Annotated in this window: 20 protein-coding genes and 1 riboswitch; of the genes, 14 read left to right on the plus strand and 6 right to left on the minus strand. The window is 72.4% G+C overall.

Features of this window, described 5'->3' with window-relative positions; translation table 11 throughout:
- Window positions 1-32 precede the first annotated feature (32 nt).
- The 3 genes from BM237_RS07165 to BM237_RS07175 all read right to left on the minus strand — a co-directional run bounded on the left by BM237_RS07165 (window position 33) and on the right by BM237_RS07175 (window position 3,198).
- Window positions 33-983: a cytochrome c oxidase assembly protein gene (locus BM237_RS07165; RefSeq protein WP_093848681.1), complete on the minus strand. Its 951-nt coding sequence runs from the start codon at window positions 981-983 to the stop codon at window positions 33-35.
- A 137-nt stretch (window positions 984-1,120) separates the two neighbouring features.
- A complete protein-coding gene (locus tag BM237_RS07170; protein ID WP_093848682.1) occupies window positions 1,121-1,849 on the minus strand; it encodes a type 1 glutamine amidotransferase in 729 nt (242 codons plus the stop codon).
- A gap of 110 nt (window positions 1,850-1,959) precedes the next feature.
- Window positions 1,960-3,198 (minus strand): MurT ligase domain-containing protein, encoded by a 1,239-nt coding sequence (locus BM237_RS07175; protein ID WP_093848683.1) that lies wholly within the window; start codon window positions 3,196-3,198, stop codon window positions 1,960-1,962.
- Window positions 3,199-3,307: 109 nt separating this feature from the next.
- Here BM237_RS07175 and def point away from each other — a divergent pair, with 109 nt between their 5' ends.
- The gene (gene def / locus BM237_RS07180) at window positions 3,308-3,844 is read left to right on the plus strand and encodes a peptide deformylase (RefSeq protein WP_093848684.1); all 537 of its coding nucleotides are present in this window, start codon (window positions 3,308-3,310) and stop codon (window positions 3,842-3,844) included.
- Window positions 3,845-3,875: 31 nt separating this feature from the next.
- Here def and BM237_RS07185 read toward each other — a convergent pair whose 3' ends face one another.
- Window positions 3,876-4,517, minus strand: coding sequence for a TetR/AcrR family transcriptional regulator (locus BM237_RS07185; protein WP_093848685.1), 642 nt, complete (start codon window positions 4,515-4,517; stop codon window positions 3,876-3,878).
- Window positions 4,518-4,678: 161 nt separating this feature from the next.
- On the opposite strand from BM237_RS07185, the gene BM237_RS07190 reads away from it, so the two are divergent.
- The 6 genes from BM237_RS07190 (at window position 4,679) to BM237_RS07215 (ending at window position 10,608) form a co-directional block, all read left to right on the plus strand.
- The gene (locus tag BM237_RS07190) at window positions 4,679-5,911 is read left to right on the plus strand and encodes an acyl-CoA dehydrogenase family protein (RefSeq protein ID WP_093848686.1); all 1,233 of its coding nucleotides are present in this window, start codon (window positions 4,679-4,681) and stop codon (window positions 5,909-5,911) included.
- Window positions 5,912-6,307: 396 nt separating this feature from the next.
- Window positions 6,308-6,464, plus strand: a riboswitch (cyclic di-AMP (ydaO/yuaA leader).
- Window positions 6,465-6,467: 3 nt separating this feature from the next.
- Complete coding sequence (locus tag BM237_RS07195) at window positions 6,468-6,941, plus strand: C40 family peptidase (protein WP_093848687.1); 474 nt, start codon at window positions 6,468-6,470, stop codon at window positions 6,939-6,941.
- Window positions 6,942-7,060: 119 nt separating this feature from the next.
- The gene (locus tag BM237_RS07200) at window positions 7,061-8,062 is read left to right on the plus strand and encodes an NAD-dependent epimerase/dehydratase family protein (RefSeq protein WP_093848688.1); all 1,002 of its coding nucleotides are present in this window, start codon (window positions 7,061-7,063) and stop codon (window positions 8,060-8,062) included.
- Between the two features lie 39 nt (window positions 8,063-8,101).
- A complete protein-coding gene (locus BM237_RS07205) occupies window positions 8,102-8,476 on the plus strand; it encodes a hypothetical protein (protein ID WP_093848689.1) in 375 nt (124 codons plus the stop codon).
- 93 nt (window positions 8,477-8,569) lie between these two features.
- Window positions 8,570-8,965, plus strand: coding sequence for a hypothetical protein (locus tag BM237_RS07210; RefSeq protein ID WP_093848690.1), 396 nt, complete (start codon window positions 8,570-8,572; stop codon window positions 8,963-8,965).
- Window positions 8,966-9,192: 227 nt separating this feature from the next.
- Window positions 9,193-10,608 carry an NADP-dependent succinic semialdehyde dehydrogenase gene (locus BM237_RS07215; protein ID WP_093848691.1) on the plus strand — a complete coding sequence of 472 codons (1,416 nt, stop codon included), beginning with the start codon at window positions 9,193-9,195 and terminating at the stop codon, window positions 10,606-10,608.
- Between the two features lie 43 nt (window positions 10,609-10,651).
- Here the strand turns inward: BM237_RS07215 and BM237_RS07220 are convergent, their stop codons facing one another.
- A complete protein-coding gene (locus BM237_RS07220) occupies window positions 10,652-11,113 on the minus strand; it encodes an ATP-binding protein (protein WP_093848692.1) in 462 nt (153 codons plus the stop codon).
- Window positions 11,114-11,479: 366 nt separating this feature from the next.
- Here BM237_RS07220 and BM237_RS07225 point away from each other — a divergent pair, with 366 nt between their 5' ends.
- The 3 genes from BM237_RS07225 (at window position 11,480) to BM237_RS07235 (ending at window position 15,036) form a co-directional block, all read left to right on the plus strand.
- A complete protein-coding gene (locus BM237_RS07225) occupies window positions 11,480-12,337 on the plus strand; it encodes a Sco1979 family transcriptional regulator (protein ID WP_093848693.1) in 858 nt (285 codons plus the stop codon).
- 167 nt (window positions 12,338-12,504) lie between these two features.
- Window positions 12,505-13,728 (plus strand): hypothetical protein, encoded by a 1,224-nt coding sequence (locus BM237_RS07230; protein ID WP_093848694.1) that lies wholly within the window; start codon window positions 12,505-12,507, stop codon window positions 13,726-13,728.
- A 228-nt stretch (window positions 13,729-13,956) separates the two neighbouring features.
- On the plus strand, window positions 13,957-15,036 hold the full coding sequence (locus tag BM237_RS07235; RefSeq protein ID WP_093848695.1) for a glutamate--cysteine ligase: 1,080 nt from the start codon (window positions 13,957-13,959) through the stop codon (window positions 15,034-15,036).
- 38 nt (window positions 15,037-15,074) lie between these two features.
- Here the strand turns inward: BM237_RS07235 and BM237_RS29740 are convergent, their stop codons facing one another.
- Complete coding sequence (locus BM237_RS29740; protein ID WP_245793462.1) at window positions 15,075-15,524, minus strand: hypothetical protein; 450 nt, start codon at window positions 15,522-15,524, stop codon at window positions 15,075-15,077.
- A 222-nt stretch (window positions 15,525-15,746) separates the two neighbouring features.
- Between BM237_RS29740 and BM237_RS07245 the strand changes: the two genes are divergently transcribed.
- The 4 genes from BM237_RS07245 to BM237_RS07260 all read left to right on the plus strand — a co-directional run bounded on the left by BM237_RS07245 (window position 15,747) and on the right by BM237_RS07260 (window position 22,229).
- Window positions 15,747-16,385, plus strand: a complete 639-nt coding sequence (locus BM237_RS07245; RefSeq protein WP_245793463.1) for a hypothetical protein — start codon at window positions 15,747-15,749, stop codon at window positions 16,383-16,385.
- 218 nt (window positions 16,386-16,603) lie between these two features.
- Complete coding sequence (locus tag BM237_RS07250) at window positions 16,604-18,247, plus strand: catalase (protein WP_093848696.1); 1,644 nt, start codon at window positions 16,604-16,606, stop codon at window positions 18,245-18,247.
- A gap of 114 nt (window positions 18,248-18,361) precedes the next feature.
- On the plus strand, window positions 18,362-18,634 hold the full coding sequence (locus BM237_RS07255; RefSeq protein ID WP_093848697.1) for a DUF4235 domain-containing protein: 273 nt from the start codon (window positions 18,362-18,364) through the stop codon (window positions 18,632-18,634).
- Between the two features lie 370 nt (window positions 18,635-19,004).
- Entirely contained in the window at window positions 19,005-22,229 is a 3,225-nt protein-coding gene (locus BM237_RS07260) for a glycosyl hydrolase 115 family protein (protein WP_425443660.1), read from the plus strand.
- The last annotated feature ends 64 nt before the right edge of the window (window positions 22,230-22,293 follow it).

The following is a 22,293-nucleotide window of genomic DNA, read 5'->3' on the forward strand; positions in this document are numbered from 1 at the left end:
TGCCCCGTCCTGTCCGGCCCCGGCCCGGCGCGCTACTGGCCGCGGGCCTGCAGCGACGCCAGGTAGGCGTTGTACGCGGTCAGGTCCTGGTCGCCGTTGCGGTCAGCGGCCCGGTCGTCGCGCCGAGCCTGCCGTTGTTCGGAGAAGTACCACTGGAAGACGAGTGCAATCAGCACGATGACCGTGGGAATCTCACTGAACGCCCAGGCGATGCCGCCCGCGGCGTTCTGGTCGGACAGCGCGGTGACCCCGAGCGAGGCGGAAGGGTTCGCGTACGTCTCGACCATCGGCTCGCCGGCCATCATCAGCGCGATGCCGAAGAAGGCGTGGAAGGGCATGCCCGCGAACAACTCCAGCATCCGCATCACGTAGCCGGGACGGTGTGGCCCCGGGTCCACGCCCATGATCGGCCAGAAAAAGACCAGGCCGACCGCCAGGAAGTGCACCATCATCCCGAGGTGCCCGGCCCTGGACTCCATCAGGAAGTCGAACAGCGGCGTGAAGTACAGCGCGTACAGGCTCGCGATGAACATCGGGATGGTGAATCCCGGGTGCGTGACCACCCGCATGTACCGGCTGTGCAGCACCGCCACCAGGATCTCGCGCGGCCCCCTGCGGCCGCGTCCGGCGGCCGGGAGCGCGCGCAGCGCCAGCGTCACGGGGGCGCCCAGCAGCACCAGGATCGGCGACAGCATGCTGATCACCATGTGCTGCACCATGTGCACGCTGAACAGCACCATGCCGTAGTCGTTGAGCCTGGTGCACATCACCAGCGCGACCGTCAGCACGCCCAGCGCGAAGGAGACCGTGCGGCCGGTCTGCCAGGTGTCGCCGCGCTGCCGCAGCCGGAGAACGCCCCAGCCGTAGAGCGCCAGCGCCAGCAGGCAGCTCACCAGGAAGAACGGCTCGGGGGAGAGCTCCAGACCGCGTCCGAGGGTGAACGGCGGCAGATCCGCCATCGTGCCGTGTCCGTCGTGGTCCATCCGCAGCTCTCCCGATTCGTGCCGATCCGCTCGGAACAGATTAGGACCGCCCCCGGCCGAAGCCCCGGCCGGGGGCGGTTCCGGGAACCGGCCCGAGCGGATGCCGTACGGGCACGGCGGACGCCCGGGCGGGAGCGTCAGGCGGGCTGGGTGGCCGCCGCGATCCGCTCGGCGCGCAGCGCCTCGTACCACCGGTCGTCCGCCGGCGGCAGCGCGTTCACGTCCAGGGCCAGCTTGAGCAGCAGGTCCGCGATCTGCGGGTTCCTGGCCAGCACCGGGCCGTGCATGTAGGTGCCGAAGACGGTGTCGTTCCAGGCGCCCTCGGTGCCGTCGCCGGTCCCGTTGCCCCGGCCCAGCCGTACCCGGGCCAGCGGCCGGGCGGTCGGGCCCAGGTGCGTGACGCCCTGGTGGTTCTCGAAGCCCGTCAGCTGGGGCAGGCCCAGCCGCTCGTCCATGTCGGCCAGCACGTCGCCGACGCACCGCTCGCCCTCGCCGCGGGTGCTGGTGACGTCCAGCAGACCCAGGCCCGGCTCGCGCTGCCCGAGGTCGTTGACGAACTCGTGCCCCAGGATCTGGTAGCCGGCGCACACCGAGAAGACGATGGCGCCGTTGTCCACGGCCCGGTTCAGCCCGCCGTCGCGGCGCAGCCGCTCGGCCGCCAGCCGCTGCGGCCGGTCCTCGCCGCCGCCGACCAGGTAGATGTCCCCGGATGTGGGGATCGGCTGGTCGGAGCGGACGTCGATCCGCTGCACGCCCAGCCTGCGCTGCCGGGCACGCCGCTCCACCACCAGTACGTTGCCCTGGTCGCCGTAGGTGCTCAGCAGGTCCGGGTAGACCCACACCACGCGCAGGCCGCTCTCACTCATGCTCGCTCGCATCCTCGCCGTGTTTTTGGTGTATTCGGCGTCTTCGACGTCTTTGCGTCTTCGGCGCCTCCGGCCGCCCGGCTCCGGCCGGCGCTCCGAAGGGCCCGGGATCAGTTGCCGACCACGCGGCGCAGATCCTGGAAGGCGGTGTAGTTGGCGATCGCCTCGATCCGGCCGGGCGGGCACTGCCGTACCGCCTCGGCGGCGTTCTCGCAGACCTGGAAGTCGACCCCCGCGACCTCCAGCCGGACCGCCAGGTCCAGCTTGCGGTCGCCGATCACGCAGATGGGGTGCCCGGCCAGCCGGGAGTAGTCCACGTCCCACAGCCAGGAGGTGTCGGTGCCGTCCGCGCCGCGCGCGTTGACCGCCAGGATCACGGGCGCCGGCGGGCCGTCGATCAGGGAGAAGGTCTCCAGCCAGCCGGCCGGGTTCTTCGCCAGCAGCAGCCGGATCTCGCGGCCCTGGAAGGACACCACGTCGTAGCGGCCGGCCACCGCGGTCACCGAGTACATCCGCTCCAGCGCCGCCTGGGGCGGCACCCCGAAGGCGGCGGCGACGGCCGCGGAGGTGGTGGCGTTGGCCTTGTTGGCGCGGCCGGGGAGCTGGAGGCGGATCGGCCAGGCCGACCCGTGCGGGTCCAGCACGTGGTCGCCCGAAAGGGCCCAGCTCGGGGTGGGGCGGCGGAAACCGCACTCGCCGCAGAACCAGTCGTCCCCGGGGCGCTGCATCACGCCGCCGCAGGCCGGGCAGGACCAGGCGTCGTCCTTCCACTCCTGGCCCGCCGCCACCCACACCACGTTGGGGGAGGAGGAGGCGGCCCACACCACCAGCGGATCGTCGGCGTTCGCCACGATCACGGCCTTGGAGCCGGACAGCCCCTCGCGCCAGTGCTCGGCGAGCATCCGGGTCTCGGCGGCGCGGTCGAGCTGGTCGCGGGAGAGGTTCAGCAGGGCGATCGCCTTGGGCGTCACATCGCGGGCGACCGCGGCGAGGTACTTCTCGTCCACCTCGATGACGCCGTAGCGCGCGTCGCCGCTCCCGGCGAGCGCCGCGGTGATGCCCGCGGGCATGTTGGCGCCCAGCGCGTTGGAGACGACCGGGCCGGCGGCCCGCAGGGCCTCGGCGATCAGCCGGGTCGTCGTGGTCTTGCCGTTGGTCGCCGACACCAGGACGACGTCCAGGTTCTGGGCGAGTTTGGCCAGCAGGTCGGGGTCGAGCCTGAGGGCCACCTTCCCGCCGATCACCGACCCGCTGCCGCGGCCCGCGGCCCGTGACACCGCCGCGGCTGCCTTGCCCGCCGTCACGGCCAGTTTGGCCCGCGGCGGCAGCGGCTCCGTGTTGCCTGCCATCGTCCTTGTCCCTCCTTGCCCCTGGGTCGGGGATCAGCCTACCGAGGTCCGCTCCCGGCCCCGAACCGCGCCACCCCACAGATGATCAACACGGCGTAGGGTGACACACATGCACCGCGGCACCATTCCCGGAAGTTCCGGTTCTGTCCATCCCCTGCGGTTGTCGGCCGACCCGGCCCTGCGCGCGCGGTGCGCCGAGGTGGTGTCCTTCGGCGCGGAGCTGTCCCGGCTGGTGGAGGACCTGTTCGCGTCGATGTACGCCGCGCACGGCGTGGGGCTGGCCGCCAACCAGATCGGAGTCCTCTCCAGGGTGTTCGTCTACGACTGCCCCGACGACGAGGACCGCCGCCACCTGGGTCATGTGGTCAACCCGCGCCTGGTGGAGACCGGCGGCGTCATCGTACGCGGTCCGGAGAGCTGTCTGTCCCTGCCCGGTGCGGAGGCGGCCGTGGAGCGCCATGACCGGGCCGTGGTGGAGGGGTGGGACAGGACGGGGGCACCGGTGCGGGTCGAGGGAACCGGCTTCTTCGCCCGCTGCCTGCAGCACGAGTGCGACCACCTCGACGGCGGTGTGTACACCGACCGCCTCACGGGGCCGCGCCGCCGCCGGGCGCTGCGCGCGGTACGCCGGGCCTCGGGTGCGTAGGGCCCCGGGCGTGCCCGGCGCCCGGCGTGTTCTACAGACCCGGGCCGCCGGCCAGATCCTGTGCCGTGGCCAGGCCTCCCCACAGCAGATCGGCCAGGTGCCGCACCAGCCGCTCCCGGGGGCAGGGCCGCTCGCCCAGCCACCAGTCGCCCGCCGCGTGCATCATGCCGACGATCCCGTGCCCCCACACCCGGGCCCGCTCCTCGCGGTCGGCGCCGAGGTCGACGCGTTCGGCGATCACCGTGGCCAGCTCCTCGCCCAGCCTGCGCAGCAGCGGGGCCGAGTGCTGGCCGACGTCGAAGCCGCGCTCGCCTCCGGATTCCTCGGCCGGGTGCATCAGGAAGCGGTAGACCTGTGGCCTGGTCTCGATGGCGGCCAGATACGTGTCGAGCGCGGCCTCCACGCGCTCGCGCCGGTCGGTGGGCGCGTCCAGGGCGGCCCGCAGCGCGTCCACCAGGGCGTCTGTGTGCCGCACCGCCAGAGCGCGGTAGAGCCCGCCCTTGTCGCCGAAGTGCCGGTAGAGGATGGGCTTGGTGATGCCCGCCTCGGCGGCGATGGCGTTCATCGAGGCGCCCGGGCCGTCGCGCAGCACCACGCGCTCGGCGGCCTCCAGAAGCTCCCGGCGGCGGCGCTCGGTGGCGCTGCGCTGGTCCTCCCGATGTGTGGTCTCCATGTTCCTCGGCCTCCCCGACCCTGCTGTGACACCTCGGTGCCGCCTGAGCGCAACGTAACACCCGCGGAGCGCACGAGAGGGTGCCGACGGTGGAGGTTGACATCGCACCAGCCGGTAACATATTCACGTTACCGCTAGTAACAACGGATGGAGGGGCTTCCATGGCGGAGTTCGCACTCGACCTCAACGACGACCAGAAGGCCGTACGGGAATGGATCCACGGCTTCGCGGCCGACGTCATGCGCCCCGCCGCCGCGGAGTGGGACGAGCGCGAGGAGACGCCCTGGCCCGTCATCCAGGAGGCGGCCAAGATCGGCCTGTACTCGCTCGACTTCTACGCCCAGCAGTACTTCGACCCCACCGGCCTGAGCATCCCCATGGTCATGGAGGAGCTGTTCTGGGGCGACGCGGGCATCGGCCTGTCGATCGTCGGCACCGCGCTGGCGGCCGTCGGCGTGCTCGCGAACGGGACCGAGGAGCAGATCGGCACCTGGATCCCCCAGATGTACGGCGACGCCAACGACGTGAAGGTCGCCGCCTTCTGCTCCTCCGAGCCGGACGCCGGATCGGACGTCTCGGCCATGCGCACCCGCGCGGTCTACGACGAGGCCAAGGACGAGTGGGTGCTCAACGGCACCAAGACCTGGGCCACCAACGGAGGCATCGCGAACGTCCACGTCGTCGTCGCCGTCGTCGACCCCGAACTCGGCTCCAAGGGGCACGCCTCCTTCGTCGTCCCGCCGGACACCCCCGGCCTGTCCCAGGGGCAGAAGTTCAAGAAGCACGGCATCCGTGCCTCCCACACCGCCGAGGTGGTGCTCGAGGACGTCCGCGTGCCCGGTCACTGCCTGCTGGGCGGCAAGGAGAAGCTCGACGAGCGCCTCGCCCGCGCCCGCGAGCGGGCGAAGGAGACCAGGAAGGGCGAGCGCGTGAAGAACGCGGCGATGGCCACCTTCGAGGCGTCCCGCCCCGCCGTGGGCGCCCAGGCCGTCGGCATCGCCCGCGCCGCCTACGAGGTCGCCCTGGACTACGCCAGGACCCGTGTGCAGTTCGGCCGCCCGATCATCGACAACCAGGGCATCGCCTTCCAGCTCGCCGACATGCGCACCCGCATCGACGCCGCCCGGCTGCTGGTGTGGCGGGCCTCGTGGATGGCGGCGGCCGGCAAGCCCTTCGAGGGCGCCGAGGGCTCGATGTCCAAGCTGTTCGCCGGGGAGACCGCCAAGAGCGTCACGGCCCAGGCGATGCAGATCCTCGGCGGCAACGGCTTCACCCGGGAGTACCCGGTGGAGCGCATGCACCGGGACGCGGCGATCTACACGATCTTCGAGGGCACCAGCGAGATCCAGCGCCTGGTCATCGCCCGCACCGTCTCGGGCGTGCACGTCCGCTGACCCTCCCCCGGCGGGGCATGCCCCGCCCCGGACCGGCCCCGACCCCCGTACTCCGGCCCCCACCGCACCCCGCGCCCCGCCGCGTTCACCCGACACGACCGCACCCATTCGGGCTGATCCCGGCGGCACGCCGAACCGCTGCGCAGACCGGCCACCGAGCCGCCGCACGCCCTCCAAAGAGAGCAACAACCCTCTCACGTAAGCCTTTTGACACTCCGAACGGCCCACCTGGGCAAGAACCCGCCCCCGGCGGACCGGCAGTGAACATGTTCACAAAACATCTCCGATCGACCGATCCGGAGCTTTTCTGACGCAGTATCCGTAGAAGACCGCAAGTCCCCGCCGCAGGGCGGGGCCGCCCGGACGGACGCCCAATCCTGCCGCCGCCCGGGTGATGAACGGACCATGACGAGACGGCAGGAGCGGGAGACCCGAGCAAGGCGGGCCGCGCACGACGCGGTCCTTGGGGTGAAGCCACGCGCCGCGTGGCCGGGCAACTTCGCCGGCCCGAACCCGACAGGTCATCTTTCGCAGGCGTACGACGAAGGGTTCACTCATGTCTGCGCACGCACGCATAGCGGGTCCGGTGTCCCGGGCGGGCATCACCACCGCCGTCACCGCCGCCACCCTGGCGGGGACGATGCTCATCCCGTCCGCCGCACCCGAGGCCGAGGCGGCCACCCCCGCCGGCAAGGCGCTCAGGGTCGCGGCCTCCAAGAAGGGCGCCCCCTACAGCTACGGCGCCGCCGGCCCCGGCCGGTTCGACTGCTCGGGACTCACCCAGTACTCGTACAAGAAGGCGGGCAAGAGGCTGCCGCGCACCGCGGCGGCCCAGTACAACCGCTCGAAGAAGGTCTCCGCCAAGTCGCGCAAGAAGGGGGACCTGGTCTTCTTCCACTCGGGCGGCAGTGTCTACCACGTCGGCATCTACGCCGGCGAGGGACGGATCTGGCACTCTCCCAAGCCGGGCAAGACCGTCCGCAAGGAGAGGATCTGGACCAAGAGCGTGCGCTACGGGCGCGTGAGGTGACACAGCGGCACCCGAACCGGGCCGGGCCCCACAAGGGCCCGGCCCGGTTCGGCTTGTGGCGATTACGCCACGGGCGTGAAGCCGTTCCGTCCGGCAGCGCCGGCGGGCACGCTCGGCCCATGAGACTTCTGGTGCTGGGCGGAACGGAGTTCGTCGGCCGTGCGGTCGCCGAGGAGGCGCTGGCGCGCGGCTGGGAGGTGACCGTCCTCAACCGGGGACGCCACGCCCCGCCGCCCGGCGCCACCGCGCTGCGGGGCGACCGCACGGCCGACGGCGGGCTCGCCGCCCTGAAGGAGCCGGCCGGCGGCTGGGACGTCGTGGTCGACACCTGGTCCGGGGCGCCCGCCGCGGTACGCGACGCCGCCGCCGCGCTGGCGCGGCGCACGGGGCGCTACGCGTACGTCTCCAGCCGTTCGGTGTACGCCTACCCGCCCCCGGCAGGCCTGGACGAGACGGGCCCGCTCGTCGACGCCTCGCCCGACGACGACGGCGCCGCCGACTACGCCAGGGCCAAGCGAGGAGGGGAGATGGCCGTCGAGGCGGCCTTCGGCGACCGGGGCCTGCTGGTGCGGGCGGGGCTGATCCTGGGTCCGTACGAGAACATCGGGCGGCTGCCGTGGTGGCTGCTGCGCGTCGCCCGGGGCGGTGAGGTCCTGGCGCCCGGCCCCCGGGACCTCCCCCTGCAGTACGTGGACGCGCGCGACCTCGCCGTCTGGACGCTGGACGCCGCCGGGCGCGGACTGGGCGGCCCGTACAACCTGGTGAGCCCGCCCGGCCACGCCACCATGGGGGAGCTGCTGGAGAGCTGCGTGCGCGTCACCGGTTCCGGTGCGCGGCTGCGGTGGACCGATCCCGAGCCGATCCTCGCGGCGGGGGTGCGGCCGTGGACGGACCTGCCGGTGTGGATCCCGCCGGGCGAGCTCCACGACGCCATGCACCGAGGGGATGTCTCCCGGGCCGTCGCGGCGGGGCTGCGCTGCCGCCCCGTGGAGCGGACCGTGGCCGACACCTGGGCCTGGCTGTGCGGCCTGGGCGGCGAGCCGCCCCTCCGCCCCGACCGCCCACGGGTCGGACCGGCGCCCGGGAAGGAGGAGGAGATCCTCCGCGCGGTGCGGCACTAAGGTGGTGATCGCCGCCGTTTTCGTGAGGGGGAGTCCGCCATGGCGTCGCGCCGGGCGAAGCAGGTACTGGCCGCCGGATGGGCGGTGCTCGCGGTGACGGGCGCCGGGGCCACGCTGGTGCTGAACGACAGCGCCGGGGACGCATCCGAGCGGTACGGCTGGTACGAGCACGCACCGGAGGGGGAACCCCCGGCTCCGCCTGCTTCGGTGGGGGACGGCCGCTGCGCGACGCCCGGACCGGGCGAGGGGCGGGAGCCCAGCCCTCCGGAGGCTTTCCGGGTGTGCTTCCACGCCGTCCTCCGTTCCGCCGAGCCCGGTCCGGGCCCTTTCCGGGAACCGCTGGAGGGATCCGCGCCGCAGCCCTACGGCGAATACCTCCAGACCGCCGGGGCCACCCCGGATCCCGCCGGGTAGCGGCGCGTCCCGCACCCGGTCCCGCGGCGGTGGACCGGGGTGTGTGCCGGAACGGCCTGTGACCATCGTCCGCACCGGGGTACAGGTGGGGCTATGAGCACTGAACAGACCGGAAAGACCAAGGAAGGGGCATGCCTCGTCGAGATCGAGCTGCCCCACTGCACCCCTTCGAACGCGGCGGCCGTCTTCGCCGTCCTGAGGTCGGCGTTCCCCAAGTCGCCCGAGCTGGGCGACGGCAACGGCGCGGGCGGGCCGGGGGCGGACGGCGAGCAGCGGAAGTTCTGGGTGGGCACGGTCGACGTCCGCACCCACGGTGAGGTGGAGTGCACCCTGGAGCTCGGGGAGCCGGTCGAGGCGGACCTCAGCGGCGGCCCCGACGCGGTACGGCAGGTCCAGGAGGCTCTCGCGGGCTTCTACGACGTGACGGCCGAGCCCCGGATCTCGGGCGACCAGGAGGTGGAGGTGCGGCTGAGGCTCGCCCAGCGCTGACCGGCCCCGGCCCCGGCGCCGACCGGCCCGAGGCCGTACCCACCGGCCCGAGGCCGTACCCACCGGCCCGAGGCCGGGAGAGGCCGCCATTCGCCGACTGGGACCGCCGCGGGCGGGTACGCGCCCCCGCGAACGCAAGCGAGCGAGGACGAGCGGGAGCGGGGAACGCCCGCCGGCGGTCCCGGCCGGCGGGCCGCACCGTCTCAGACCACCCCCGGGAGGGACCCATGCCCATCTCGACCACCAACCCGGCCACCGGCGAGACCCTGCAGACCTTCGAGGCCCTGGGCGCGGAGGAGATCGAGGAGCGGCTGGAACGCGCCCGCACCGCCTTCGAGGAGTACCGCACCACCGGATCCGCCGAGCGGGCCGAACTGCTGCACCGGGCGGCCGACCTGCTGGAGAAGGAGCGGGACGACATCGCCCGCACCCTGACCACCGAGATGGGCAAGCCCGTCACCGCGGCCCGCGCCGAGGCCGCCAAGTGCGTGAAGGCGATGCGCTGGTACGCCGACCACGCCGGGGAGCTGCTGGCCGACGAGCACCCGTCGGCGGCGGACGTGGAGGACAGCGGCGGCAGCACCGCGTACGTGCGCTACCGCCCGCTGGGCCCGGTCCTGGCGGTGATGCCGTGGAACTTCCCGCTGTGGCAGGTGATCCGCTTCGCGGCCCCCGCGCTGATGGCGGGCAACACCGGCCTGCTCAAGCACGCCTCGAACGTGCCGCGGACCGCGCTGTACCTGGAGGACCTCTTCCGCCGCGCGGGCTACCCGAGGGGCTGCTTCCAGACCCTGCTGATCGGCTCCGACGCGGTGGAGGGGGTCCTGCGCGACGACCGTGTGGCCGCCGCGACGCTCACCGGCAGCGAACCGGCCGGGCGCTCGGTGGCCTCGGTCGCCGGCGACGAGATCAAGAAGACCGTTCTGGAACTGGGCGGCAGCGATCCCTACCTCGTCCTGCCCTCGGCGGACGTGGTGAGGGCGGCCGAGGTCGCGGTGACCGCGCGGACCCAGAACAACGGCCAGTCCTGCATCGCGGCCAAGCGCTTCATCGTGCACCGGGAGGTGTACGAGGAGTTCGCCCGGCTGTTCGTGGACGGCATGAAGGCCCTGAGGGTGGGCGACCCGATGGACGAGTCCACCCAGGTCGGGCCGCTGGCCGGCGAGAGGGGCCGGGCCGACCTGGAGGAGCTGGTCGCCGACGCCCGCGAGCGCGGCGCCACCGTGCTGTGCGGCGGACGGCGGCCCGCGGCGCACCCGGCGGGCTGGTTCTACGAGCCCACCGTCCTGGCGGACGTCACGCCCGGGATGCGTGTCCACCGCGAGGAGACCTTCGGGCCGGTGGCGACCCTCTACCGGGCGGCGGACCTGGAGGAGGCGATCGCGGTGGCCAACGACACCCCCTTCGGCCTGAGCTCCAATGTCTGGACCCGTGACCGGGAGGAACAGGACCGCTGTGTACGCGACCTGCGGGCGGGCGGCGTCTACTTCAACGGCATGACCGCCTCGCACCCGGCGATGCCCTTCGGCGGGATCAAGCGCTCCGGCTACGGCCGGGAGTTGTCGGGGCACGGCATCCGCGAGTTCTGCAACGTCACCACCATCTGGCACGGCACGCCCCCGGACGTGCCCACCGCCGAGTGATGGCGCGCGGCGGCGTGCGACGGCCGGGGCCGTCACGGGACCGTCACATGTCGTCAAGCCTCAGTTCCGCCCATACGACGCGTCCCCGCGTCTGGGCGGCGGGTATGTCCCCCCAGGAATCGGCGAGGGCGTCGACGAGCTGGAGCCCGCGCCCGCTGGTCGCCTCGACGTCCGCCGAGCGGGCCGCGAGCCCGGACGCGCCGGTGCCCTGGTCGCGCACCTCTATGCGCAGCCGCCGGTCGCCGTGCTGGAGAAGACAGGCGATTCTGTCGCTGACGGTGTGGACCACGGCGTTGGTGACGAACTCGGACACGACCAGCTGTGCCGTGTCGACCACGCTCTGCGGGCAGTGCCAGCGGTGCAGCCACTCCGCGAGCAGGTGCCGGGCCACGCACACCGAGGAGCGCTGGGCGGGAACCTCGAATTCCGCCCGTTGCCGCGATCGCTGGGGGTGGACGGCCGGCAGCATGGGGGCCATGTGCGCTGAGCGGGGGAGAAGAGCCATCAGTGGCTCGCCTTTCGTACGCCGGTGGGCGTCGGGTCCGGTGCACCGTGTGCGGGGCACGGTCCGTGCGAGGGGCCGGTGTCCGGGAACGCCCGCTGACCGGCCACCGCGCCCGGTGCGCCACGGTGGGGAGGAACGGCGAGGGCACGGGGCCCGCGGAAGAGGTGGGAGGGCCCGTGTACCGGTACGGTTCGACGCCGGTGTGACCGCGCCGTGAACTGGATCACCCGGCTACTATGCTCATTGGTGTCCGCAAAAGGCAAGAAGAGTTCTGCAAATTGCAAGATTTAAACGACAGCCTGGCCGCGTCGCCGGGGCCGTGGCACACTGCTCTGCCGGTGAGGCGCGAGTGGAGAGGAAGAGACCATGGGCGAGTCCCGGTCGGCACCGACCGTGGGGCAGATCGTCCTGGGGCTACGCCTGCGTGACCTGCGGGAACGTGCCGGGAAGTCGTTCGAGGAAGCCGCCCGGGTCCTGAGCGTCACCACATCCACGGTCCGTCGCATGGAGAAGGCCGAGGTGGGCCTGCGCCCGCTGTACGTCAAGGCGCTGCTGGAGAGCTACGGCGTCGGGGCGGAAGAGACCGACGCCTTTCTCGCGCTGGTGGAGAAGGCCAACAGGCCGGGCTGGTGGCACCGCTTCCGCAGCGTCCTGCCGGACTGGTTCAGCCTCTACGTCAGCCTGGAGAGCGAGGCCGACCTGATCCGCTCCTACGAGCCCCACTGCGTTCCGGGTCTGCTCCAGACCGAGGAGTACGCCCGCGCCCTGCTGCGGACCGGCTTCCCCCGGGCGGACGAGGAGGAGCTCGACCGGCGGGTGGCGCTGCGCATGGGACGGCAGCAGCTCCTGGCCAAGCCCGATGCGCCGCGCCTGTGGGCGGTGCTGGACGAGCAGGTGCTGCGCAGACCGGTCGGCGGCGCCGACGTCATGAGGGCGCAGATCGACCGGCTGGTCGAGGTCTGCGCCGAGCCCGGGATCAGCCTGCAGATCATGCCCTTCAGTGCGGGCCCCCACCCGGGGATGTTCGGCCCCTTCCAGCTCTTCCGGTTCAGCTATCCGGAGCTGCCGGACATCGTCTACACCGAGAGCCTGACCGGCGCCGTCTACATCGACGAGCGCCCCGAGGTCACCACCTATCTGGAAGCCCTCGACCGCATGGTCACCCAGGCCCTGCCGGTCCAGGACACCGAGCGGACGCTGCTCGGGCTGCGCGACTCCTTCTGAGGGCGGCCCGCCCCGCCCCTCCCGAGTCCGGCGTGGCCGATGTCACGGAACAGCCGCCTCCTTCCGTACAACCGTTGTGCGGACGATGTGCGGACATGTAGGAATGGCCCTTCCTGATGATCGATTCACGTCGGAACGTGATCGGAAGAGACAAGGAAGAGCACGTCATGTCTGTCCAGCCGCCCACCCCCGGGAACGACGCGAACGAACCGGGAGGCGGGCGGCCGGACATACCGGACGAGATGTGGGAGCGCTTCGTCGGCGAGTGCGAGACCTCCCCGGGCTCCGCGCCCAAGGAGCCGTCCGCCCGGGCGCGGATGGTGACCGAACGCCTGCGGAAGGCCGACGAGGAGGCCGCCGCAAGGCGGCGGACCCGGCGCTGGGGCAGGAAGCGGCAGCCCGAACCGTGGCAGCCCGAGGGCTGGCGCACCGGCCCCGCCTGGCAGGAGACGGAGGGCGGCCGGCGCGGACGCGGCGGGCGGCTGGGCCGGGCCGGCATGGCGCTCGGCGCCGGTGTCACCGCGCTGGCCTTGCTCTACGCGCTCGATCCGGCGCTTGTGCGCTCCTGGCTGCCCGACGGCGCCGACGGCGCCGGACCGGCCGCGCCCCTGCCCGCGGAGACCGCCGCGCCCGCCGCCGCGCCGGAGGAGGAACTCCTGCCCGGCCGGCCCACGGTGAAGCAGCCGTTCGCCGGCTCGCCCGCCAAACGGTGGGCCGAGGGCGCGGACGCCATCGAGGTGCCGGAGGCCACCGCGGTCGGCGGTGTGCCGGCCGTCGAGATCCGGGCCGCCCTGGAGCGCACCAGGAAGTTCCTGGTCGCCGCCAACCTCGACCGCGACGTGCTGTACGGCGCCGAACCCGCCGAGGCACTGGCCCTGCTGGACCCGCTGATGGGCAAGACCGTCGACCGGATCAGGAAGTCCCTGGACAAGCCCGGCGAGGACAACGACCCCACCTGGCTGTTCACCCGCTTCGACCGGGACGAGGTCCGCCTCGCCGGCGAGGCGGTCAAGGTCCGCGGCCGGATGGAGGTGACCGAGAACGAGCAGGGGGTGCCGCGCATCCGCGCCGACTACACCTTCGTCTACCCCCTGGCCCGCGCGGAGGGGGGCGAGGAGGTCGCCCGCACCGTCGTGCGCCGCGTGGTCGACGTCGACGTCCTGCACGGGCCGCGGTGGGAGCACACCGAGGGCACGCTGTGGATGTACGGCTACAACGGGGACATCGCCAACGACACCTGCGACGAGCACGACGGCTTCATCCACCCGCAGTTCGTCGCCGACCGGTACGCCAACCCCGCCACGGGCGAGGAGAGGGACCCCTACGACCGCAGCAAGCCGGTCGAGGAGTGGACCGGGGAAGGGGAGTGCCTGGCGGCCTCGCGGACCTGAGCCGCTCCCGCACCGGGCCGTTCGGCCTCGGCCCTTGGCGGGCGGCCGGTGCGCGGCATCCGCCGCGCCGCCTCCCCGGCCGCCCCCGGCGGCGGTGGTGCTCGTTCCCCCGTCCGGTCCTTCCATGACCCGTTCGCTTCGCCCGGTCGTGTGACCGGACCGTGGTGCGTACTCGTGCCCGGTCGGGGAAGTCGCTGGACCGGACGACCGCCTGAGGAGGCTGTGGCGATGAGAAGCGTCGGTGTCGAGGAAGAACTGCTCCTGGTGAGCGCGGACAGTGGTGAGCCGCAGGCCGTCTCGGGAGCGGTGCTGGCCTCCGTGGGCGAGGACGAGGAACTGGAGAAGGAACTCCAGGAGGAACAGCTGGAGACCGGGACCCGCCCGCGTACGCAGATGGTGGACCTGGCCGTGGAGGTGCGCCGGTGGCGCGGCGCGGCGTCGCAGCGGGCGCGCGCGGTCGGGGCGGATGTCGCGGCGCTGGCCACCTCGCCGCGGGCGGTCGACCCCTCGCTCAGCCCCGGCGAGCGCTATCTGCGGATGGCCGGCGAGTACGGGCTGACCGCCCAGGAGCAGCTCACCTGCGGGCTCCACGTCCATGTGAGCGTGGAGTCCGACGAGGAGGGGGTCGCCGTCCTGGACCGGATCCGGCCGTGGCTGGCCCCGCTGCTGGCGATGAGCGCCAACTCCCCCTTCTGGCAGGGGGAGGACAGCGGGTACGCCAGTTACCGCAACCGGGTGTGGGGCCGGTGGCCGTCGGCGGGGCCGGTGGAGGTCTTCGGCTCGGCCGGGAACTACCGCGAGCGGGTGCGCTCGATGATCCGGACGGGGGCGCTGCTGGACGAGGGGATGATCTACTTCGACGCCCGGCTGGCGCGGAACTATCCCACGGTCGAGGTGCGGGTCGCCGACGTGTGCCTGGACGCCCGCGACACGGTGCTGCTCGCGGCGCTGGTCCGCGCGCTGGTGGAGACCGCGGCCCGGCAGTGGCGCGAGGGCGACCCGCCCATGCCGGTGGACGTCGGCCTGCTGCGCCTGGCGGCATGGCGGGCGGGCCGCTCCGGACTCTCCGGGGAGCTGGTGCACCCGGTGACCTTTGAGCCGGCCCCCGCGGAGAGCGTCGTGGGCGCCCTGCTCGACCACACCGCCCCGGCCCTGTCGGACGCCGGTGACCTGTCCCTGGCCAAGGAAGGGACCGAGGACCTCTTCCGGCGCGGCAACGGCGCCGCCGCCCAGCGCGCCGTCTTCGAGGAGACGGGCGGCGACCTGAGCGCCGTCGTGGCCGAAGCGGTGCGCAGGACCGTGGCCTGAACGTGGCCTGAACCGGGCCCCGCCCGCACGGGCGGGGCTCAGCGACTGGCCGCGTCCTTGACCATCGCCGCGGCCAGCACCCTCTGCTTGAGCCGGGCGACGCAGTCCTCGCAGGCGGAGAACACGGTCGTCCTCCCGCGGTGGCCGACCTCCGCGAGCGGGCTCAGCGGCACGTCGCCCCGCCCGCACCACAGCCAGCAGGCGGAGCCCCGCCCGGCGGGGGAGGGGCTCTCCATCTGCTCCTCCAGCCGGCTGATGCAGTCCTCGCAGGCGTACAGCGGGGCATGGGTTCCCCAGGAGACCACCGGTCCGAGCCAGGTCACCGCCGTGCCGCTGCGCAGGCACCACAGCCAGCAGTCGCCGACGACCCACGCGCACCGGCCGTCCCCCGCCTGTTGCGCCTGCTCCGGTGGCTTCACGGGCGGCTCGGGGCACGAGGAGCCGGGCGGGGCGACGCACTCCCGGCCGGTGTCCGTCTCGGTGGGCACGGGGCGCCTCCTCTCCACGCGGGGGAGCGGCCGTCCGCTCTGTGGCCCCCCGTCATGCGTACCCCGGATCGACCGGCGGGGACAGCGGACTTCGGGCCAGCCTCACGGGCGCGCCGACTCCCCCTCCGGCAGCGGCCCGGGCGGGGGAACCGGGCCCGCCCACCTGCGCGTCCACTGGTCGCGGCCGTCGGACGGACGGCCATGGACAGGGGGTACACCACTGTGTTTCGGACATCACGGGGAGCGCTGCGCCGGGCAGCGGTCATCGCGGCGGCGGCCGTCGCGGCGCTGACCGCCTGCCAGCCGGAGGACCTGCCGGCGGACGACGTTCCGGCGTCCGCGGTCCCGGGCGCGTCGGCGACCGCCTCCCCGAGCGCGTCGCAGCCGGCCGCGCCGGATGGGGAGCGGTCCCTGGTGGACGCGGTGGAGGCGGGCGGCCTGCGCAAGCAGACCGGGGACGGCGCCGTCGGGGACGTACCGGTCGACCCGGGGGAGATGCGGGACGGTATGCGACTGGTCGTCAGCAACTTCGCCGGCCCGGACGGCGGCGACCCGGTCCTCTTCGAGGGCGTCGACAATGTCCCCGAGGACACGAACAAACGCCGTGAGCACCTCTTCCGCGGCATGCTGGAGTACATCGAGTGGGACCCGGAACTGGGGCAGCCCCAGGCGCGGCCGGTGGCCGACCCGGGGCCGCTGGGCGGCTCGGTGGAGTGCCTGATGGCCTCCCTCGCCGAGAACGGCCAGGTGATCTGCGGCTGGGCGGACGAGAGCACCGCCGCGGTGGCGCTGTTCCCCGACAGCACCCTCGACGAGGCCGGGAAGCTGTTCGTCGCCATGCGCGGCGACCTGGAACGCTGACCCCACACGTGCGTGCCGGCACACGCCACGCACGCCGGTCCGCCCTTGCCCTCCCCGAGAGGGCAAGGGCGGACCGGCGTGTTCGGTCTGCGCCTTCCTAGCGGCGCACCGATGGCCGACGTGAAGGTACGAAAGGGGTGGATCGGGGTACAGGCACACGCGCGCGGCGGTTCCGGACGCCTCCGCCGCGCGAACCCCCGTTCGAAGGAGACCAGTACGTGACCGAGACAGCCAGGCAGCGCGACGACCGGCCGGTGCTCACGAACCGGCAGGGCCACCCGATCCACGACAACCAGAACCAGCGCACGGTCGGCGCCCGGGGTCCCGCCACGCTGGAGAACTACCACTTCCTCGAGAAGATCAGCCACTTCGACCGAGAGCGCATCCCCGAGCGGGTGGTGCACGCGCGCGGTGTGACGGCCTTCGGCTACTTCGAGGCGTACGGCTCCTGGGGCGACGAGCCCATCGCGCAGTACACCCGCGCCAAGCTGTTCCAGGAGCGGGGCAAGCGCACCGACGTGGCCGTCCGGTTCTCCACGGTCATCGGCGGACGCGACTCCGCCGAGACCGCCCGCGACCCCCGCGGCTTCGCGGTGAAGTTCTACACCGATGAGGGCAACTGGGACCTCGTCGGCAACAACCTGGGCGTCTTCTTCATCCGGGACGCCATCAAGTTCCCCGACGTCATCCACGCCCTCAAGCCCGACCCGGTGACCTTCGAGCAGCGGCCCGAGCGGATCTTCGACTTCATGTCGCAGACGCCCGAGTCCATGCACATGCTGGTCAACCTCTTCAGTCCGCGCGGCATCCCCGCCGACTACCGGCACATGCAGGGCTTCGGGGTCAACACCTACAAGTGGGAGAACTCCGACGGCCGCACCATGCTGGTCAAGTACCACTGGATGCCCAAGCAGGGCGTGCGCTCCATGACCGAGGAGGACGCCGCGAACGTCCAGGCCGACAGCCTCGGCCACGCCACCAAGGACCTGTACGAGGCCGTCGAGCGGGGCGAGTACCCCGAGTGGGAACTCCTGGTGCAGATGATGGAGGACCACGAGCACCCGGAGCTGGACTTCGACCCGCTGGACGACACCAAGACCTGGCCGGAGCAGGAGTTCCCGCCCAAGCCGGTAGGCCGCATGGTCCTGAACCGGATGCCGGACGACTTCTTCACCCAGAACGAGCAGATCGCCTTCGGCACCGGCGTGCTGGTCGACGGCCTGGACTTCTCCGACGACAAGATGCTGGTCGGCCGCACCTTCTCCTACAGCGACACCCAGCGCTACCGGGTGGGCCCCAACTACCTCCAGCTGCCGGTGAACCGGGCCAAGGCCCCGGTCCACACCAACCAGAACGGCGGCCCCATGGCCTACGAGGTCGACCCCCGGGGCGAGAACCGGCACGTCAACTACGAGCCGTCCACCCTCGGCGGGCTCCAGGAGGCGGAGGGGCCGGGCTACGGCGAGCAGGGGCCGGAACTCAGCGGCAGGCTGACCCGCAGCCGTATCCCGCGGACCAACGACTACCTGCAGGCCGGGCAGCGCTACCTGCTGATGGAGGACTGGGAGCGCGACGACCTGGTCGCCAACTTCACCGACCAGTTCAGGCAGTGCCCCAGGCACATCCAGGAACGGATGGTGTGGCACCTGCTGCTCGCGGAGAACGACCTCGGACTGCGGGTGGGCGAGGGGCTCGGCATCTCCCCGCAGGACGTGGCGAACCTGGAGCCGCTGCCGGACCAGCAGCTCACCGACGAGGACCGCGAGCGCCTGGCGAACCTCGGCAAGAACCCGCCGCGGGACGTCGAGGGCCTGACGATGACCCACTGCGTCCCCGACGAGCGGCATGTGGTGACCCGTTGACCGGCGCGTACGCGGTGTGGCGCGGCGTGTACGGGGAAGCCGTGGGAAGACCCGGGCGGCCCGCGGCGGGAGCGTCCGGAACAGTCCCGCGGACCCGGTAGGAGAGAACCGGTCATGAAGAAGAGGAAGCAGAAGCTGGTGTACAGGCCCGTTGGGTTCGCGCTCGGCACCCTGGGCGGCCTGGTCGCGAGCACCGCCTTCAAGAAGGCGTGGAAGGCGATCAGCGACGAGGACGACGCGCCCGACCCCGGTGACGAGGACCGCAAGCTGGGCGAGATCCTGCTGGCGGCCGCGATCCAGGGCGTGATCTTCTCGGTGGTCAGGGCGGCGGTGGACCGCGGCGGTGCCGTCGCCGTCCGCAAACTGACGGGTACCTGGCCGGGCTGAGCCCGCACGGCCGCCCCGGCGGGCGGCACACCACGGCGGGGCCGTACGGACGACCGTACGGCCCCGCCGCCGTGTGCGGGGCGGGTCCGGAGCTTTCGGGGCCACCGGCTTCCGCCGGTCCGGGCGGCCGAGGGGGGATGCGGCGGCGCGGCCGCCCGAGGGAGGCGTCACCACGCGGAAGTGTCGTCACCACGGCGAAAGTTTTCGGAAATGCCGGACGGTCCCTTCCTGTGTTGTGTGCCCTCAACTGCTTTGTTAAGCATGGAAGTTACGCAGTGGGGAGCCTTGACCGGAGCATGCCTCGGTGATTCGATTTCCGGAATCGTTCCGGAACGATCAGTGTGCGCTTCCCTCCAGTCCTCTCCCGTCCATGACCTGCGGAGATCGAACAATGAGAAGGCCCGACACCGGTCCACAGGACCCCGGGAACGCCAGTCGGCGGACGTTCCTCGGACTGATTCCGCTGACCGCGGCGGCCACCGCCGTACCCGCCGCCGTCGCGTCCCCGGCCGCCGCCGCGGCGGACCGGGGCGGGGGCGGCGGACACGGGGGAGGCTTCGACGCCTACATCTCCTTCTCCCGCCGGGCCGGGAGCTTCCCCCTGGTCGCGGACGGCCGTGCCGCACCGATCGTGGTCAGCGGCGACGACCACCCGGGCGTACTGCGGGCGGCGGAGGACCTGCGCGAGGACGTCGGGCGCGTCACCGGCGTCGAGCCGACCCTGAGGCGGGCCGATGTCCCGCCGCGGCGCGCCGAGGTCGTGATCGTCGGCACCATCGGGAGGAGCCCGCTGATCGACCGGCTCGTCGCGGCGGGGAAGCTGGACGTCTCCGGCATCGCGGGGAAGTGGGAGACCACCGTCGAGCAGGTGGTGGAGAACCCGGCGCCAGGAGTACGCCGCGCCTTCGTCATCGCCGGCAGCGACCAGCGCGGCACCATCTTCGGCATCTACGAGACCACCCGCCAGATGGGCGTCTCGCCCTGGCACTTCTGGGACGACGTACCGCCGCGCCGCCACGACGAGCTGCATGTGCTGCCCGGCCGCCACACCCAGGGCACTCCGGCCGTGCGGTACCGCGGCTTCTTCATCAACGACGAGAACCCGGCGCTGGGCACCTGGGCGCCCGAGTACTTCGGCCCCGGCCACGCCCCCGGCTTCCCCAACGGCTTCAACAAGGAGTTCTACGCCAAGGTCTTCGAGACCCTCCTCCGTCTCAAGGCCAACTACCTGTGGCCGGCCGTGTGGGGCCGGGCCTTCGCCGAGGACGACCCGGCCAACCACGCCACCGCCAGGGAGTACGGCATCGTGATGGGCACCTCGCACGAGGCCCCCATGATGCGCGGCATCGAGGAGTGGAACCGCCACGCCACCCCCGCGAAACGCGACGCCGAGGGCGACATCACCGAGCCCGGCAGCGACCCCTACGGCGGCACCGGCGAGTGGAGCTTCCGCCGCAACCGGCAGGCGATCGAGGCGTACTGGGCCGACGGCATCCGCCGCATGGTGGAGGAGGACTTCGAGGGAGTGGTCACCCTCGGCATGCGCGGCAACGGCGACGTCAGCCTGCCCGACGGTGACGGCATCGACCTGATGCGGTCCATCCTCGACAGCCAGCGCGAGATCCTGGCCGAGGTCACGGGCGGGGAGGACGTCACCGGCATCCCGCAGGTGCAGACCCTCTACAAGGAGGTCCAGCGCTACTGGGACAAGGGCCTGCGCCCGCCGGACGACGTCACCGTCGTCTTCTGCGACGACAACTGGGGCAACATGCGCAAGCTCCCGGACCAGTCGCTTCCGAAGCGCGCCGGCGGCTACGGCATGTACTACCACTTCGACTACGTCGGAGTCGGCCGCAACTACAAGTGGGTCGACACCGTCAACCTCGTCAGCACCTGGGAACAGCTCCACCTGACCCACACCTACGGCGTGGACCGCCTGTGGGTGGTCAACGTGGGCGATCTGAAGGCCGAGGAGCTGCCCACACAGTTCTTCCTCGACTACGCCTGGGCCCCGGAGCGCTGGCCCCTGGAACGGCTCCACGAGTGGGGGCGCGGCTACGTCGCGCAGAGCTTCGGCCCCGAGCACGCCGACGACATAGCCGAGATCCTGCACACCTACGGCGTCCTGCAGGCCCGCCGCAAGCCGGAACTGCTCAACCGCCGCATCACCCTGGACCCGGCCAAGGACCTGTCCAGGGACGAGGAGGCGGTGGTCCACGACGACCGGGCCAGCCCCTACCACCTCAACCACTACGGTGAGACGGCCCGGGTCACCGAGGAGTGGCGCCGCCTGGCCGGGCGGGCGGAGAAGATCGGCCGCAGGCTTCCGGAGGAGGACAGGGACGCCTACTACCAGCTCGTGCTCTACCAGGTGAAGGCCACCGCCAACCTCTACGAGCTGCGCGAGGCGGAGTTCACCAACCTCCTCTACGCCGAGCAGGGCCGCGCCGCCACCAACCGCTACGCCGATCTCACCGACGAGCGCTTCGCCGACGACCGGGCGATGTCGGACTACTACAACAACATCCTGGCCGGCGGAAAGTGGAAGGGATTTCAGACCCAGCCGAAGATCGGCTACGGGGACGTGGAGCGCTACGGCCCCGACGCGCCCTGGCAGCAGCCCCAGACACCCGACCACGTCGCGCTGCCCGACCAGGTCTTCCCGGCGGTCAGACGCATCGAACTGCCCGACCGTGCCGAGATGGGCGTGGGCATCGACGGATCCGACCTGTGGTGGCCCGAGGCCGGGGCGGAGGCGGTGCTGCCCGCCTTCAGCCCGTACCAGAACTACCCCGAGCAGTACATCGAGGTCTTCAACCGCGGCAGCAGGCCCTTCGGCTACCGCATCACCGCGGCCGAGCCCTGGGTGCGGATCGGGCGTGCGCGCGGGCGGGTCGAGGAGCAGGTGCGCGCCACCGTGCGGGTCGACTGGAGGAGGGCTCCCAAGGGCGTCACCAGAGTGCCCATCACCGTCCACGGCCCCGGCGGCGCCACCGTGGAGGTCCAGGCCGTCGTCGAGAACCACCGGATGCCGCGGCGGGGGCCGCGGGGCTTCGTCGAGGCGGACGGGCACATCTCCATGGAGGCCGCGCACTGCTCCCGGGCCGTCGGGGCCGCGGGCGTCCGCTGGAAGCGCCTGCCGGACATCGGGCGGGCGGAGGACGGGATGGAGCCCTACCCTGTCACCGCTCCCAGCCGGGAACCCGGCGGCCGCGGGCCGCGCCTGGAGTACGAGATGACGCTCACCACGGCCGGCGAGGTCGATGTGTGGGTGTATCTGTCGCCGCGCAACAACGTCCTGCCGACGGAAGGCCTGCGGTACGCCGTCTCGATCGACGACGCCGAACCGCGGACGGTGAACGTCACCACCGCCACCGGCGCCGACGACACCTACATGAACAGGCGGTGGGCGAGGAACACCTCCGACAACGTCAACCGCACCGTCACCCGGCACACGGCCGGCCGGCCGGGCGTCCACGTCCTGAAGCTGTGGATGGTCGACCCGACGGTCATCGTGCACCGGATCGTCGTGGACACCGGCGGTCTGCGGCCGAGCTACCTGGGGCCGCCGGAGAGCCGTCGGGCCGGCCGCTGAGCAGCGGCGCCGCACCATGACGAGCCTGCGGGACGGCCCTTCACGGGCCGTCCCGCAGGCTCCG

The sequence above is a fragment of the Streptomyces mangrovi genome, assembly GCF_900114215.1.
GTDB lineage: Bacteria > Actinomycetota > Actinomycetes > Streptomycetales > Streptomycetaceae > Streptomyces > Streptomyces barkulensis.

Coding starts and splice junctions, on each gene's coding strand:
- BM237_RS07165 (WP_093848681.1), bottom strand. CDS start 983: ATGGACCACGACGGACACGGCACGATGGCGGATCTGCCGCCGTTCACC.
- BM237_RS07170 (WP_093848682.1), bottom strand. CDS start 1,849: ATGAGTGAGAGCGGCCTGCGCGTGGTGTGGGTCTACCCGGACCTGCTG.
- BM237_RS07175 (WP_093848683.1), bottom strand. CDS start 3,198: ATGGCAGGCAACACGGAGCCGCTGCCGCCGCGGGCCAAACTGGCCGTG.
- def (WP_093848684.1), top strand. CDS start 3,308: ATGCACCGCGGCACCATTCCCGGAAGTTCCGGTTCTGTCCATCCCCTG.
- BM237_RS07185 (WP_093848685.1), bottom strand. CDS start 4,517: ATGGAGACCACACATCGGGAGGACCAGCGCAGCGCCACCGAGCGCCGC.
- BM237_RS07190 (WP_093848686.1), top strand. CDS start 4,679: ATGGCGGAGTTCGCACTCGACCTCAACGACGACCAGAAGGCCGTACGG.
- BM237_RS07195 (WP_093848687.1), top strand. CDS start 6,468: ATGTCTGCGCACGCACGCATAGCGGGTCCGGTGTCCCGGGCGGGCATC.
- BM237_RS07200 (WP_093848688.1), top strand. CDS start 7,061: ATGAGACTTCTGGTGCTGGGCGGAACGGAGTTCGTCGGCCGTGCGGTC.
- BM237_RS07205 (WP_093848689.1), top strand. CDS start 8,102: ATGGCGTCGCGCCGGGCGAAGCAGGTACTGGCCGCCGGATGGGCGGTG.
- BM237_RS07210 (WP_093848690.1), top strand. CDS start 8,570: ATGAGCACTGAACAGACCGGAAAGACCAAGGAAGGGGCATGCCTCGTC.
- BM237_RS07215 (WP_093848691.1), top strand. CDS start 9,193: ATGCCCATCTCGACCACCAACCCGGCCACCGGCGAGACCCTGCAGACC.
- BM237_RS07220 (WP_093848692.1), bottom strand. CDS start 11,113: ATGGCTCTTCTCCCCCGCTCAGCGCACATGGCCCCCATGCTGCCGGCC.
- BM237_RS07225 (WP_093848693.1), top strand. CDS start 11,480: ATGGGCGAGTCCCGGTCGGCACCGACCGTGGGGCAGATCGTCCTGGGG.
- BM237_RS07230 (WP_093848694.1), top strand. CDS start 12,505: ATGTCTGTCCAGCCGCCCACCCCCGGGAACGACGCGAACGAACCGGGA.
- BM237_RS07235 (WP_093848695.1), top strand. CDS start 13,957: ATGAGAAGCGTCGGTGTCGAGGAAGAACTGCTCCTGGTGAGCGCGGAC.
- BM237_RS07255 (WP_093848697.1), top strand. CDS start 18,362: ATGAAGAAGAGGAAGCAGAAGCTGGTGTACAGGCCCGTTGGGTTCGCG.
- BM237_RS07260 (WP_425443660.1), top strand. CDS start 19,005: ATGACCTGCGGAGATCGAACAATGAGAAGGCCCGACACCGGTCCACAG.